Below are 15,073 nucleotides of genomic sequence, written 5' to 3'. Positions count from 1 at the left end.
ATGAATTATGCCTCTTCATTCTGTTTTTCCTGTGGGTAAACAAGTCCCATTTGTCTACGGCATTCATCAAGCAGCGACATCACTTCGATGGTACCTTTAGCAGAAATTTTTTCACTTTCTTTTTTGCCCGCTCTGATCTCCGCCGCAACATTGGAGAACTGTTTGCCATATAAAAGATCTTCCACTTCAAACGTTTCTTCCTTATCTTCAGTATTTAGCGTGGCTGTTTTTGCCATATGAAATTGAGGGACATAGATCGAACCCTTTGTTCCTTTTATCTCAAAATAATGCCCGCCCTCTTTTTCCATGGAGACAAAGTTGATGGCTTTGAAGCCGGGATAATCAAAGGTGATCGTTTCGCTGTAATCGACCTCTTCCATTCTTGCCTCACAGTTAATATGTTCTGGGAGTCCAAAAAGTTCATAACAGTATCTCACGTTATAAACACCGAGATCCATCAAGGCGCCGCCTAACATTGAGGGTGTCGTAAGTCTTGGATTCGTTGAGTTACTTACTAGTGGCACTTCAAACGCACTGCTGACAGCTTGTATATCACCAAGAACACCCGACTTGACCCATTCCTTAACTTTTAAAGCCGTCTCATTATGCCAGGTCCACATCGCTTCAGACACAAAGACATCTTTTTCTGCAGCGTAATCAAAGACTTCTTTCGTCACTTCTTCATTTACCGCAAATGGTTTTTCACAGAGTACCGGCTTACCGTTTGCAATGGAAAGTCGGGTATATTTTGCGTGCAAATCGCCATTCACATTGACATACACACCTTCTACATCTGGAGCATTGATCGCCTCTTCGGGTGTATCATAAACGGTTCCACCAAATTCTTCCGCAAAAGCTTCCGCCTTTGACTGCGTCCGATTCCAGACAGCAACGATCTCGTTATCCTCAGTCTGCACTAATTCTTCTGCTGTCGTACGGGCGATCCCGCCGCACCCAATGTAAGCCCATCCAAATTTCTTCATACGTTATACCTCCGTTAATTTTTTATATGAATAAACATGTCTACTCCTATTATAAACAGGAATCTAAAAAAAAGATATCAAGAACGGATAAGCATTCCCCCCTTATGCTTTCATTTCATAAAATACTTATGCTATTCTGAAATCAGTATACTCAAAGCGTTTACAAAAACATCAATCTTTAAGGAGTGATATTAATTATGGATTTAAGGTTTATTGCTGTAGTCATAGGCATATCTCTTGTTGTAGCATTTATTGCTTACTTTATCGTGGAGAAAACAGGTGTCTCAAGAAAAGCTTTGTACATTTTGTTTGGAAGCTTATTTGTCATCACACTCATCACCCTGGCTGTCAGCTATATGATAGGTGGCTGGACAGGTCTGGGGCTGGGCGTTTGGAGCATATATATAGGTGCTCCCTCTCTGACGACTCTTATATTACTGAAAATGACCGAAAACAGTTGAGTAGTATCCAGGCGGACTATAAGTAAAGTGTTTCCTTTATCGTATCAGTGACTTTAAAAGCAGTCACTGATACGATTTTTTTCTGGACATTACCAGCCAGGATGACAGCAGTAACACCAGAGATCTTAGGACAAGAGAAGTACTCCCTTCCCATATTTCTATTCTTCTGCCATTTACCTCATATTTCAAACGGACTATCGTGCCAAGAGCCATTAGTCGATCATATATCCACATGTGTCTCGGATGATATCGATACTTTTTCACTTATTGTTGATAACACGTTTTATTACTCGGCTAAAGTACTTGAAACAGATGACTGTAAATTTCTACAACAATCGAATACTGGCTCCTCCTATCCATATTTACAAAAAAAAGCAGCTGTCTTTTGTGGAAAAAAGACAGCTGCTTTTCAGTCAAAAATATTACTTAATGATTGATCAGGTTTGATCACTCAAACTGGAGCTGGAAATAATCTGGTACGATCTTCGGCGTTTGTCTGTTTAAGAGATGCAGAACCAGCTTGGACACAAGGACACCCGGTCCGAGCGCCTGACCGACACTGATCGTAGGGATCGAACGGTTTTCGATCCAGCCGGAAATATTCTCTTCTGTCGCATAATCAGGAAGTTTTTGGCTATATGCTGATGGCGGGAATGTCTTGCCCTGCAGTTCATCGATCGTAATGTCTTCGGGTATCTGTGTATACTCTTCCAGCGTCAGACCCTTAGGATCAAAAGTCAGAACTGATGTCCCGAAACCTAAAGCAACCGCCGTGGTGATGAATAAGTCTCTCTGTCTGGCGGCACGATGGAGGGCAACAGATTCAGGAAAAGCAAAATAATCGATGGCATCAATGACGTAATCAGCGCCTTCTAAAAATGGGGCCACGTTTTTCTCAGTGACTCCATCGTTATAACACACAATCTCCATCTCAGGATTGATCGTCAGTAAGTGATTCTTTAAGGCTTCCGCTTTCTTCTGCCCGACAGTTAAATGAGTCGCAGCACACTGGCGGTTAATGTTTGAGACATCAAAGGTATCAGGATCAGCCAGAATCAGTTTCCCTATGCCCATTCGTGCGAGCAGTTCTGCTGAAAAACCTCCAATACAGCCACAGCCTGCAATGGCGATCGTTGTACCATGCAGTCTCTGCACTTCTTCTTCTGACATGATACCTAAATTACGTATAAATTGTTCTTTGACCATTACTTGATCCCCTCCATTACTTTTTCTTCACTTTCCACGAGATAGTCATATAATGTCCGGCGTTTATCCTTCAAAGTCGTGAGGCATTCTGAAAGATTCAGTACACAAGGGATCGTTTTTGACCCAAGGTAAACGTTCGGTTCACCGATGACTTCAAAAGGAAATTTAAAAATCCGATGCATGTAGCGATACACTCTTTCATCAATGCAGCAGACCCAATGAGTCAATCCATTACTCAAGGAATAATTTAATACAGTGCGGATCAGGCCTAAACCGACATCGTGTTTGGGCATTTTGGTGAATGCACTGATTTCAGCATATTTATTTTCTTCAAGCCCTGCCAGTTTCAGCTTTTCGATTTCAAAAATATTGAAATGTTTCATTGTTGGCAGGTCATCCAGTGACATGAAAATAAGTCGTGTCACCCCAACGACTTCTTTTGACTTAGCCGTTTCCACGACAAAATATGTCGAATAATCTATGTAGGGGTCCTCATCATCTTTTTTTAAAAAACCGACTTCCTGATAGCGCTGATGGTGAAGTGCCACTGCCTCAACACTTTTTATTCCCTCAACTCTTCCAAAATGATATTCTTTTTCACTTTCCATTATAACACGCTCCTTAAACATAATTTTTAGTAAAAAAACTGCCACATTTTAAAGCGTTACCAAATATAAATACATAGTTTCATGGTTATTTATACAAAAAAGTGATAAAATCTTATAGGATAGTCACTTTTTTAAAATACATGACATTAGGATGATCGACCAAAATGAATAAACCCTTAAACGAAAAGGAACAATTGATGCATGAATTAATTGAGGATTATGATAAAAATCTGAATAATCAGATAATTAAAATAACTTCGATCTACATCATACTGAGTATCAGCTGGAATTTGATATTCAGGTGGTTCAATCTCCCATTTTCACGGGCTGACCTTAGCATACTGATGATGATTTTCGCTGTTTTATCAACCATTTTCCTAATCTTCCGCTTCACCCGAGCCTCGACCAAACTGAATACACATATCGTTTTATTGTCTGTTGTCTTCGTGATCATAAGCTTATATTTTGGTTCAGGTTATTCTGAAGCATGGAGCTACTTCCTGCTGATACCTATTATTACCAGTCTTTACGGCAAGCGGTCCTTATCCATTTTCTACTCAGCAATGGGTCTGATCAGTATGGTTTTTGTACGAATAGGCTTTCCGGGCAATGCATCTTATATAGCGGATACGATAGACATTTCAAACCGTATTCTTCTTTATATCATCGTTGCGACATTCAGTTACCTGCTCCTGTCCAAGCTGAACATGCTCTACAATAAGCAAGTCAATACAGTCATCCAATCGATGGAAATGACACTTGAGCAAGTCGTTCAGAGTTTCATTGTTGCGATGGAAGCGAAGGACCTTTACACATTTGGTCACAGCGAACGAGTAAGCCAATATGCTGTCGCCTTAGCCAAACAGCTGCCCGAATATCAGCATGAACAAAAGCTCAAACTTTTAAGACTGAGCGGTCTACTACATGATATCGGAAAAATCAATATGCCCGAACATATTTTGACCAAGCCGACATCACTGACTGATAAAGAATATGAAATCATTAAAACTCATACATCTCTTGGAGCTCAAATGGTCGAAAAAGTCGAAGGCCTGAATGGCTTGAAAAACGGTGTCCTCTATCACCATGAGAGATGGGACGGTAAAGGCTATCCAACTGGTTCAAAAGGCCATTCCATTCCTTTAGAGGCACGCATACTGGCTGTGGCAGATGCTTTTGATGCCATGACGTCCACAAGAGCTTACCGCAAGGAACTGCCTCTGGAAGAAGCATTCAGGCGACTGGACCAAGGGGTAGGAACCCAATTTGATCCCAACCTGGCAAAAGCCATTGAAGCTGCAAGGCCTGACTTTTTAAAAATATACTTTGACTGTCACGACCCGATAGATGAATTTGAGAAAATCACTGATTTTCTATAAGTCTATGTAGTCATACTACTGTGTATAATCATACCACTTTATTTTATAAAATGTTGTTCCACCTTGAGAAAACATTAAAAAATAAAAAAACAATAAAATAATAGCTTGTTCCATCAATGCTCTTATTTTCACAATTATATATCACAGATAAATATATATCAATATTTATCTGCAAAAATTGTATAAACTTTTTTTTATTAATACAATATGAATAAAAACTCTTATTATGATATTATAAATCCCCCAAATGGAGACAACCGATTTTGTCTCTGTTTGGGGGATTTAAATATCCTTTCACTGCTTCTTCCATCTCTGGACGTTTAACTTTTTCAATCATTAGAGAAATAGTTTTACAACGGTATAAATGAATGTTCCTATTTACTGCAATGTACTGCCGTCAAGTGACACACGAATCCTAGCGATTCTACCCTCGCGATTGAACAAGCTTTGACTTGTTTCTTCACTCAATACATCGGTGTCATCATACACTTCTTCTGTTCCATCTCTATAAGAAACGAGGATCTCTTTCTTGCCTTTCAGTTCATACGTGACCGGAACGGCACACATCGTGAATCCCAGCGATTGCTCGTCCAACTGGATGCTTTCTTTCTCAGATGCATTGTTCTGCGGCAGGTTCCAGCTGATCTTTTCATTCAGAAATTCGGATTTCTGAAGCAGCACTGGGCTGAACTTGATCAGGCCTTCCTCCACCGTCACGCCTAATTCACCGAACCTCGAGATGATATCTTCCTTGACCTGCCCTGTCATTCCAGGCTGCTGCACACCCGCAAAGCTTGGTGTATGCGAGTAGGCTTCTGTCGGAAACGCCCCATACTGTTCCGGTGATTTGTCCACACCTACCCCTGCTTTGATATCCTCATAAGAGCTTATAAGGCCCTCAGCAGTTTTATTCATTCCGTGACGACTGTAGGTATCAAAAAAGTTTTCCTGAACCGCTAACGCTAATTTTGAGACCATATGCCAGTAAATAGATCCAAGACCTTCGTACTTATAAAAGGTTCCTGATCGTCCGGTGAATGCATGATGGTTGAACAGATCGGAGAAAATCTCTTTCACTCGTCTGATTTCTTCATCCGGGTATTCTCCTGTAGCTTTTAAGGCTTCTTCGATCTCTTCCCCATTCCTGAACCTGCCGTTGAAGTGATAGTTACCTTTGACATCTTTTTCAATAAAGCGTGACCGGTCATTCTCCAGCTCAGCTTTCAATATAGCGGAAGACATGACTTTTTCTTCTGGGATCACATTTTTTTCAAGGAATCTTGGCAGTTCGCGGTTTGGATAGAGCATATAACTGTTCTGGTCCTCACGGTAAATCGCACTCTTTTTCAATGCTTCAAGAACAGACAAGGCTTCTTCCCCATCCAGTGCTTTTGAGCTCAACACAGACACTTGCCCCTCCAGCATCTCATAGAGGTAGGATACACTGCAGCTGTTTTCTTCAAATCGTATAAGATTATAAGAATGATAGAGACCGTCCGTGCGTTTGTTCTTCTTGATGGAATCATTTAAATGATCCAGAGAGACCTCTGTAAACTTTTTAAGCATACTTATTGAAAGGTCTTTTTTCTCTCCGCTGAAGCCATCTGTGTAAACAGACTGTCTATAGGCTTCACCTATTCTGCCCAGTGCCTCTACGATTTCATAACGCTCCGTATCACTGATGTCTTCGCCCAGGAGAGACCGTTTATCCTTCAGTACAGCAAGTGTGTCTTCGAACATCTGCAGCACTTCAACTGAAATGCTTACTGTGTCGCTTTCCATGTCCTCAACAAGCTGGCTCATGTATTTCTGGAAACGATGCATATAATACAAGGTCACCATTGATAGACCGTTACCCACTAGAGCATTGTTGGCATCATTCCATTCAGGACGCTGGGTATTCATCCAGATACCGCCCTCAGGCACGTAGTTAGAAAATTTAGAAAGCAGGGAAACAAGCAGTTTCTCCAGAAGGTTGACTTTATACAAGGCATCTCCTTTAAAGACAAACTTACCATCGGAACCAAGATGTTCCACTCTTTCTGTCATCATTTTCTCGCTGTCATCATCGTAGTCGATGCTGTTTCTTGGATCCGAAACGAGTGCGTCAAATCCTTTGATACGATAGGGGACATTCGCGTACACAAAGATATCTTTATGCAGAAGATCCAGTAATTTCTCGGGGTGATAGTCTTTAGACATTTCCAGCAGTTTCAACAGATAAATGATCTGGTGATCGCCCCAGTAACCGATGTTTGACCAGGGATCATCCGGATCGAGTGTTTCCCAGTCGATGCCTTCTTTAGTGATACGATACGGGTTATACCCATCTGGTGTTGAAGCATTGACAAATTTAGCTATAATGCTCTCTGTGTAGACTGGAAAAGACATACTCAGAGCTTCCCAGTTCTGGAAAATATCCCGCCAGTTTCCTTCAAACTTAAGCGCTTTACTCCCGTCTTCTTTTGTCACTTCGATATTGAACTGGTTCCACGGCCGACTTGGATCTCCATGTCTACGGCTGAATGTCAGCGGCAGGTACTCCATCATCAGACGTTCAAGATCTTTATCATCACTATTGGATACTCGGTTTAACAGTTCATTGTAATGTATCGTTTCCGGTAGACCCTCCAGAAAGTCCGAACGCTGATCAAAAACTTTGGTATTCCACGTTTCTATGAACTCTTTGAAATCTTCTCTATCTACAGTGTAGCCGTCTGCGTATATCCCACCACGCATGATGTTATATAAAGTATTTGAAAAATGGCGATAGCTCGCTTTCTCATTAGATGTTTTCTGAAACCCATCGGCTTCAAATACAAGCTTTTCAAGGTTAACGTCCCCTTGAGCGACATCTTTTTCAACTTCCGTGTTAAGCGCTTCACTTTTTTCGAGTAAAACATTCAGTTTCTCTACATCGGCCGCATTCTGATTCAGTTCCGAAACGATCATCCACCGCTTGGCATCTGTCTCTTTTAGAGTCAGGGCATCCACGACATAATAGGAACCTCTTCTGCCTTTGACATCTGCTTCAGTCTGAAGGTCAGCGTCCATAGCAAAAGCATCGAGCTGCTGTTCTGACAAGAGGTATTGAGGGGCTTCTAGACCGCTGGACCATACAGTTGTCGCCTTCAGTGATTCACTTGGTTCAGCTTTATCCGTTAAGATAGAACTGAGCGTGTATATGCCCAAGCCCGTCTTCTCGATCAATTCACTGCGCTTATAGCCATCCACAAGGGTGCTTTTCGTGGTCTGCAGAAGTGTATTGACACCATATGGCAGGATATTCCGTATGCCGTCTAAAAGTTTCACTTCCACTGATTCATCAGAAAGATTCTCTAAAACAGATTCTTTGACGAAGCCAAAGCGTTCACTGTTTTTCAATGTATAGGCATAACTCACATTCAGATCGTGGTTTATTTCCTCGAATCGTATTTTATTTCCGGTCGTGTTTTTATAAAGGTTGCGTGTTATCGCATAAACGCTGCTCATATGACGGGTAAAAGGCTTCCATAAAAATTTCTTCCCGTCTTTTTTTAGGATCAGTTGGGTGTTCGGTCCGGCCGTTTCGATACTGTCGTGGATTTTGTCATCTGTCTCATATGGAAATAGCGCCGATTCTGCATTCTTTCTGCCGCAGGTCAGGCCACCCGTACTGGAGACAAACATCCAGTGGTCCGAATCACTGACAACCGTCATAAAAAACGGTGTCATTTCATCATAATTACTCATTTTAAAATAGGTTTCATTATCCAGAGTCACCGTTTCAAGTGACACGTCTTTTTCTTTAATGTCTAAAGCCGCTTGGCCATAAAACATATTACTTGTATGCTTCATCAAATATTCCTTTCTTTCACTTATTTACCTTGCTTACTCTGATTATATAGTGCTTATGCCCTTAAAGCAATGGATGTAACCGTTTTTTGTTAAGCGCTTAAGTTTGTGTTGATCGGCATTGTAATCAGTAGTTTCATATTTGACTAGATATAAAGACATCCTTGAAGAAAACGCACTGTCTTCAAGGATGTTTTCTCGTTTATTTATATTTTTTTACCTGATTTCCACTTTCTATACTTTTCGACATCTTTATGGACCATCTGATAGGCAAAAGCAGTTACGGCCGCATCATCTATCAAGCCTACACCGGGGATGAAATCAGGGATAAAATCAAAGCCGTTAAGGACATAGATCAAAGCACTGACTATGGCAATGACTGACCTTAAAGGAATCTTTGTATATTCTTTACTGATATAGGCTCTGACTAGAGAAATGAACACTGGGATATCTTTTAAATACTTACCGACTCTGGGTATTTTGGACAATTTCTTTTCAAGTTCATCCAGCATCTCTTCTGTCTTTTCTTTATCCTTTAAAAGTTTTTTAGCTTTCTCCTTATTCCTGCTTAAAAGACCTTTTACTTTACCTTCCTTTTTTAATTCTCCGATTTTTTCTTTTGGATCGTCATTCTTCATACTATATCCTCTTTTCTAATGAAGTTAATTTTTAATACATGTGCATCTTTCTTCATATTCAGTCTATCACTTCTCTTGTAACTAAGTGTATCACATAGCGCATTAAATCCTAATTGAAATGAATGTATGGATCATAAATTAAAAAGAAAATAATGCAGTCAATATGGTAATATAAGGGTAAATCAAAATGCAAGGACGTTAACTTACATGAATGCAAAAGTAATCAATCGCTTAAATAATTTTATCACCTATCTTGTTTATGCCATCTATCCTGTTGTTCTTTTACTATTGGTTTATAATCGAGATCCAAGGTTCTGGAGGGTTACGCTGACTCCTGCCATTTCTTATGTATTAGTCAGTATTTTCCGGTATTATATCGATGCACCTCGTCCTTATGAAGTGTCCGGTAATAAGCCTATTATCAAAAAAGACACTAAAGGAAAGTCTTTTCCCAGCCGACATGTCTTTTCTATTTTTGTCATTGCCACGACACTTTATTTCATTTCAAAACCTCTGGGCATTTTTCTATTGTTGGCAGGCAGTATCTTAGCTGTCTTACGTGTGATCGGAGGCGTTCATTACCCGCGTGATGTTATCGCCGGAGCGATTATCGGGATCATTTCCGGGATAGTAGGGTTTTATCTTTAAGAATTTAGAAGGTGTTACGCCTCTCAACAAAAAAGCGAAGGTCCTCTGGTCATAAGTTGACCTGGATCTTCGCTTTTGTCATTTCACTCTTTCTTATCTACCTTAGATATTTACATGATCTTAGCTTGTTCGAAACCTAGCCCTTTGTGGGAACATAAGGAACGATTTTCGCTGCAAGGTTGCTGATCGGCATCGTCTGCAGGGTGACTTTTCCAGGTCCAAGCAGTTTAACTAAGAAGGCTCCTTCCCCACCGAACATCATATTTTTCAAGCCTTTAACTGTTTCAATGGAATACGTGATACTTTCATCAAACATGAATACATGGCCCTGGTCAACCATAAGAGCTTCACCGGGACCTAATTCGTACTCTACCAGAGAGCCATCAGCTTCTAAAAATAAATCGCCTCTACCGGAAAATCTCTGCAACACAAAGCCTTCTCCACCTAGAAGTCCAGTTGAAAACTTCTTAGTCAAAGCAACTTCAAAATCTACGCCTTCTGTGGAAGCCAAATAAGCACTTCGTTGAGTCATGATCTCACGTCCGTTCATATCAATATGGACGATTTTCCCCGGCAATGAAGAGGCAAATGCGATTTCCTGGTTGTCTTTTGTGGCATTATACCTGTTCTGAAACATACTTTCTCCAGAAAAAGCTCTTGAGAAACCTTTAAGCAGTCCCCCTCGGCTGGATGTTTCAAGCTCAAACCCTTCTGTCATCCAGGACATATTCCCCGAACTGGTGATGATTGTTTCGCCCCGATCCATCATACATCGAAGGACCGGATATTCTCCCTGTATTTCAAACTTCATTTTTCTGATCTCCTTTGAATTGGGATAGTTTATTGCCGTATTCTGATTTCATTTTATAGAGGATAACAAAAAGTTATACTCGTATATATTTTAAATCTATTATATTCCTGCAGTCACTTAATTACAATCTCTAAAAATGCGGATAGCTCTGTGCGTGATACGCATATGGAGCATTTAAATTTTCTGAATCAAATAAAACCAAACAAGATAAATCCTACTGTGTTTATGGCAAAATTGGCAAACATATGTACAAGCCACGACGGATAAATCGTTCCAGTCTTCTCATTCAAATAATTAAAGATACAGCCCCCGGCAAACAAGCCTGTCATGGCTAACAAATAAATACTCCAGTGAAACCATCCACTTGTCATCCCTACATGATACAAGGCAAACAGTAAAGCACTGAATACATAGGCGAAGAGTCGCCCGGTATTTTCCTTCAGAATTAGAAAAGCGAACCCCCGAAAGAAAAACTCCTCCAGCAAAGAGTTGATCAGAGAGATATAAATGGCGACATATATAAAGTTATGGGCAGTCACACCAACATCCCCAGTTAATGCGTCACGAATCGATGCTAAATCTATATGGTCTTTTAAAAGGACATAGGCAAGAAAGATCACAGCGTAAACGCCGACCCCGAGTAATAAGGCAATTTTTAAGTCTGATTTTTTAGGAATGAACAGTTTTTTTAAATGACTATATTCATCTTTGTACCTGACGAAGTAGCCCATTGGAACAACTGAGAACAGCGTAATTTTTAAAATGGATTTGTACAGATACGGCAGTTGAATAAAGCCGTCTATGAGACTCATACCTAAAGCAGATAGAGTGATAGAAAGAATCAGGAAAATGCTTTTTCTGTTTAATTTCATATTATGAAACTCCTTGTATAAGAGACCTATTACTTTTAATACTATACTCACTTCACTGTAGATATAAATTCAGCATTTCCTATATAAGAATCTGAAAGTTGTGCTTTTTATTGTTCTGGCATAAATAGCGTATCAACTGTTGTATTCAAGTTTCTCGCTAGGTCAAAAGCAAGTTGCAAGGAGGGATCGTATTTTTCATTTTCAATTGCATTAATGGTTTGTCTTGTAACTTTACAATAATTAGCCAATTCTTGTTGAGAAATACCTTTGGCTTTACGACGTTCCTTTATTTGATTTTTCATTGACTTAAAAACCCTAGTAATATAATTAAAATCACTGAAACTATTAAAGCAGTATACATCATTTTTTTGAATTTTTTATCTTCATTCAGTTTTGATAAGTAATATTGTTCAAGTAAGATCAGAAGCGTCGTTGAAAGAGTAGCAACTGACATTAAGATACTGCCATCTCCATTGTTCAGAATTCTTTGAAAACCACCTATTATGAACATAGCTAACACAGTGACAGACCACGTTATTTTGATCGCTTTGTTTGCTACCTTTTGTTCCATTTCGTCTTTTTTCCGCATAGTGTATACTCCTTTTTGTCAAATACTTTTTACATATAAACAATACCAACTACAGGTTGATATGTCAAAAGAGTTTTACATTTAAAAAGTGATACGCTACATAGTATCTCTCACAAGCAGTAATAGATCAACTACCAATAGAAATTATACGTTCCAAATAATGGATTCAATATTAGTATATGGCATTCACTAATTCGTCGGATGGATGCGTCCTAAGAGTCCAGTCTTTTAAACAAAACAGCTCCACCCCAAAGCTTCTGCTTATAAGAGTGGAGCTTACTGATAAATTGATGACTCTAATCTAAATCTATATCCAGCATCAAAGGTGTGTGGTCTTGTCGTTCACCTGAATCCAGCATCTCTGAATTCTTCACCTTATCAGCCAGTCTGTCACTCACCAGCCAGTAGTCGATCCGCCAGCCGGAGTTATTGACTTTGCTGGTTTTGGCACGCTGATTCCACCATGAATACTGCCCAGTAACATCACCGTGGACATGTCGGAAAGTATCCGTGAAGCCTTTGCTTAATAACTTCGTAAATCCTGCACGCTCTTCATCAGTAAATCCAGCTGAACGACGATTTCTATCCGGATGAGCAATGTCGATTTCTTTATGGGCGACATTGAAGTCTCCTGTAGCAAGAACGGGCTTTTTCGCATCCAGACTGGCTAAGTATTCAGCATACTTCTCATCCCACTGCTGACGTTCTTCAAGACGGACTAAGCCTGAACCGGCATTAGGTGTATAGACTTGCGTGATGAAATAATCGTCAAATTCAAGTGTGATCATACGTCCTTCGACATCCATTGTGTCCGGAGCGTCGATTTTAGGATAAGTCACGATCGGATTAAAACTCTTTTTATATAAAAACATCGTCCCTGCATAACTCTTTCTCGCAGGTTCTTCAGATACACGCCAGACATACTCATACTCAGGAAACAGCGTGGCAAGGATCTTGTCATGTTTTTTTGTCGGACCCGTTCGAGGCAGTTTCGTTTCCTGAATCGCGATGACATCTGGATCCTGCTCGATGATCGTATTCATCACCTCTCTGGACATGACCGCTCGATTAGAATCACTCGTTAATGTTGCATTTAATGAATCGATATTCCATGAAATCAGTCTCACTATATTTGCTCCTTTATAACTTTTTCTTAAACCGCTCTTTCTATCATAACACGTTAAACGAGCTAGAACGATTATTTTGACCGCATAATCGTCAGCCCCGCTAACGCATTGATTGCATTCTTAATATATAAAAGGGATCACTTTTTTTGTCTGCTGCTGATACTGCTTGTACTCTTCACCGAAAGCAGCCGTTAAGACCTTTTCTTCCATATGTATCCGATATAAAAAGGCAGCCGTCGGAAAAACAAAAACGAAAAATGAACCGACCGGATGAAGGATGACAAGGGCCAATCCCATGAAAATAATGATTTCTCCTAGATAGGAAGGATGCCTTACAAGGCCGTAAAGACCATCCTGTTTTAATTTCGTTCCTTCAGGCACCCCTACATTGACGGAAAATGACGCACCCAACTGTCTGATCGCAGTGAATCTCACAGTCACTCCCAGTAGGATCAATACGATCCCAAAATATCTAATATCTCGAAACGGCTGATTGAACACATCCAGGACTGACCGATCGACTAGCAAAGAGCCGAACAGACCAAAAAGTATGGTCCCCAAGATGATCAGCTTGCTTTTCTTCTCTTTATTTGAATCGTACGTTTCTCTATTCAACCTGAAGAACACATAGCTTTCCATCACAAGCCATATCACGATGACTATCCAAAACAGTAAATGTCCACTCATTAATTCCAGCTCTCCTTAGTTCTTTCGTCTAACAGACGACTGATTTTCAAATTGATACATGTCCAGCATTTTTCAGATCGACCCTTAAGGTAACTTTTATTTTATAAAATAGGTGTGCGCTTCTTTGACCAAGGCATCTTTAGCCGTACTAGAAAACGTAATGACATTACAGAAACTTAGAACGTCTCCATCCTCAAAGTTAAGCGTTCCTTCGCACATTGCACCCTTACCATGGCTCAGTGCATTTTCAACTTTTATTTCGGTTACGTCAGGTCTCTTCGCTAACTTTTGAGACAGATCCTCAAACGAAATGAGCGCTTCTTGGCCAACTGTCTTCCATACAAAATCCTCACGCACAATAGACTTCACTGAATCTGCATCTTTCGCTGCCAGAGCAACTGTCAAGTCGATCACGCGCTCCATTTTTGGTGAATTTCCGCAGTGAACCATCACATCCGTTTTCATCCTATTTTCCTCCTTAAGTATTTGCTGGTCATATCAGGCCAAATAAAATAAAGCCAATGGTGTTGATCGAAAGATTTGCAAACATATGTACGATCCACGACGGATAGATAGTCTCGGACTTTTCATTTAAATAATTAAAGATACAGCCTCCCACAAACAAGCCGGTCATGGCTATCAAATAAATACTCCAGTGGAACCATCCACTTGTCATCCCAACATGGTACAAGGCGAATAATAACGAACTGAATACATAAGCAAAAAGGCGATTAGTATTTTCTTTCAAGATCAGAAATGAGAAGCCGCGAAAGAAAAATTCTTCCAGCAAAGAATTGATTAAAGTAATATAAATGGCGACATAGAGAAAATTATGTTCGTTAACACCAATATTAGCAGTCAATGACTCACGAATCACTGATAGGTCAATATGATCATTTAAAATGATATACGCAAGCAAGATAACAGCGTATACGCCCGCACCCAATATTAAAGCATATTTAAAATCCGACTTTCTAGGTATAAAGAGTTTCTTTAAACGACGATACTCCCCCTTATATCTAAAAAAATATGCCATTGGGACAATTGAGAACAAAACTATTTTCAAAATAGATTTAGACAGATAAGGCAGTTGTACAAATCCATCGATCACACTCATGGTTAGTGCTGAAAGTGTTATAGAAAGGATCAAAAATAAGCTTTTCTTCGTTATTTGCATAGGTTCTACCTCCTTTTGCACCGAAAGGTAAGACATTTGAGCGACCCCTGCCA

The 15,073-nt window shown here is 40.0% G+C and carries 16 protein-coding genes; 3 read left to right on the top strand and 13 right to left on the bottom strand.

What is annotated here, in order from left to right; translation table 11 throughout:
• Nucleotides 1-5: 5 nt before the first annotated feature.
• Nucleotides 6-983, bottom strand: a complete 978-nt coding sequence (locus tag BMX84_RS07190) for a Gfo/Idh/MocA family protein (RefSeq protein WP_091488464.1) — start codon at nucleotides 981-983, stop codon at nucleotides 6-8.
• Between the two features lie 197 nt (nucleotides 984-1,180).
• On the opposite strand from BMX84_RS07190, the gene BMX84_RS07185 reads away from it, so the two are divergent.
• Nucleotides 1,181-1,444, top strand: coding sequence for a YesK family protein (locus BMX84_RS07185; RefSeq protein WP_091488462.1), 264 nt, complete (start codon nucleotides 1,181-1,183; stop codon nucleotides 1,442-1,444).
• 447 nt (nucleotides 1,445-1,891) lie between these two features.
• Here BMX84_RS07185 and BMX84_RS07180 read toward each other — a convergent pair whose 3' ends face one another.
• Nucleotides 1,892-2,650, bottom strand: coding sequence for a ThiF family adenylyltransferase (locus BMX84_RS07180; RefSeq protein ID WP_091488461.1), 759 nt, complete (start codon nucleotides 2,648-2,650; stop codon nucleotides 1,892-1,894).
• A complete protein-coding gene (locus BMX84_RS07175; protein ID WP_091488459.1) occupies nucleotides 2,650-3,258 on the bottom strand; it encodes an N-acyl amino acid synthase FeeM domain-containing protein in 609 nt (202 codons plus the stop codon). Before BMX84_RS07175 ends, BMX84_RS07180 begins: the two co-directional genes overlap by 1 nt.
• A gap of 164 nt (nucleotides 3,259-3,422) precedes the next feature.
• Here BMX84_RS07175 and BMX84_RS07170 point away from each other — a divergent pair, with 164 nt between their 5' ends.
• The gene (locus BMX84_RS07170; RefSeq protein ID WP_091488457.1) at nucleotides 3,423-4,637 is read left to right on the top strand and encodes an HD-GYP domain-containing protein; all 1,215 of its coding nucleotides are present in this window, start codon (nucleotides 3,423-3,425) and stop codon (nucleotides 4,635-4,637) included.
• A 378-nt stretch (nucleotides 4,638-5,015) separates the two neighbouring features.
• On the opposite strand, the gene BMX84_RS07165 is transcribed toward BMX84_RS07170, so the two are convergent.
• Entirely contained in the window at nucleotides 5,016-8,474 is a 3,459-nt protein-coding gene (locus BMX84_RS07165) for a hypothetical protein (RefSeq protein ID WP_091488456.1), read from the bottom strand.
• A gap of 203 nt (nucleotides 8,475-8,677) precedes the next feature.
• Nucleotides 8,678-9,109, bottom strand: coding sequence for a YkvA family protein (locus BMX84_RS07160; protein WP_091488454.1), 432 nt, complete (start codon nucleotides 9,107-9,109; stop codon nucleotides 8,678-8,680).
• Between the two features lie 207 nt (nucleotides 9,110-9,316).
• Here BMX84_RS07160 and BMX84_RS07155 point away from each other — a divergent pair, with 207 nt between their 5' ends.
• Nucleotides 9,317-9,757: a phosphatase PAP2 family protein gene (locus BMX84_RS07155; protein ID WP_091488453.1), complete on the top strand. Its 441-nt coding sequence runs from the start codon at nucleotides 9,317-9,319 to the stop codon at nucleotides 9,755-9,757.
• 136 nt (nucleotides 9,758-9,893) lie between these two features.
• On the opposite strand, the gene BMX84_RS07150 is transcribed toward BMX84_RS07155, so the two are convergent.
• The 8 genes from BMX84_RS07150 to BMX84_RS07115 form a co-directional block, all read right to left on the bottom strand.
• Nucleotides 9,894-10,568: a TIGR00266 family protein gene (locus BMX84_RS07150; protein WP_091488451.1), complete on the bottom strand. Its 675-nt coding sequence runs from the start codon at nucleotides 10,566-10,568 to the stop codon at nucleotides 9,894-9,896.
• 188 nt (nucleotides 10,569-10,756) lie between these two features.
• On the bottom strand, nucleotides 10,757-11,440 hold the full coding sequence (locus BMX84_RS07145; RefSeq protein ID WP_091488449.1) for a CPBP family intramembrane glutamic endopeptidase: 684 nt from the start codon (nucleotides 11,438-11,440) through the stop codon (nucleotides 10,757-10,759).
• Nucleotides 11,441-11,547: 107 nt separating this feature from the next.
• Nucleotides 11,548-11,742, bottom strand: coding sequence for a helix-turn-helix transcriptional regulator (locus tag BMX84_RS07140; RefSeq protein ID WP_091488447.1), 195 nt, complete (start codon nucleotides 11,740-11,742; stop codon nucleotides 11,548-11,550).
• A complete protein-coding gene (locus tag BMX84_RS07135; protein ID WP_091488446.1) occupies nucleotides 11,739-12,029 on the bottom strand; it encodes a hypothetical protein in 291 nt (96 codons plus the stop codon). Before BMX84_RS07135 ends, BMX84_RS07140 begins: the two co-directional genes overlap by 4 nt.
• Before the next feature lie 296 nt (nucleotides 12,030-12,325).
• Nucleotides 12,326-13,156 (bottom strand): exodeoxyribonuclease III, encoded by an 831-nt coding sequence (locus tag BMX84_RS07130; protein WP_091488444.1) that lies wholly within the window; start codon nucleotides 13,154-13,156, stop codon nucleotides 12,326-12,328.
• Between the two features lie 120 nt (nucleotides 13,157-13,276).
• The gene (locus BMX84_RS07125) at nucleotides 13,277-13,843 is read right to left on the bottom strand and encodes a methyltransferase family protein (protein ID WP_091488443.1); all 567 of its coding nucleotides are present in this window, start codon (nucleotides 13,841-13,843) and stop codon (nucleotides 13,277-13,279) included.
• 96 nt (nucleotides 13,844-13,939) lie between these two features.
• A complete protein-coding gene (locus BMX84_RS07120) occupies nucleotides 13,940-14,308 on the bottom strand; it encodes a hypothetical protein (RefSeq protein ID WP_091488441.1) in 369 nt (122 codons plus the stop codon).
• A 28-nt stretch (nucleotides 14,309-14,336) separates the two neighbouring features.
• Complete coding sequence (locus BMX84_RS07115) at nucleotides 14,337-15,020, bottom strand: CPBP family intramembrane glutamic endopeptidase (RefSeq protein ID WP_091488440.1); 684 nt, start codon at nucleotides 15,018-15,020, stop codon at nucleotides 14,337-14,339.
• Between the last annotated feature and the right edge of the window lie 53 nt (nucleotides 15,021-15,073).

The sequence above is a fragment of the Alkalibacterium putridalgicola genome, assembly GCF_900109825.1.
Classification (GTDB): Bacteria; Bacillota; Bacilli; order Lactobacillales; family Carnobacteriaceae_A; genus Alkalibacterium; species Alkalibacterium putridalgicola.
The sequence above is the reverse complement of the archived record's forward strand: the minus strand, read 5'-3'. Positions and strand labels throughout refer to the sequence as shown.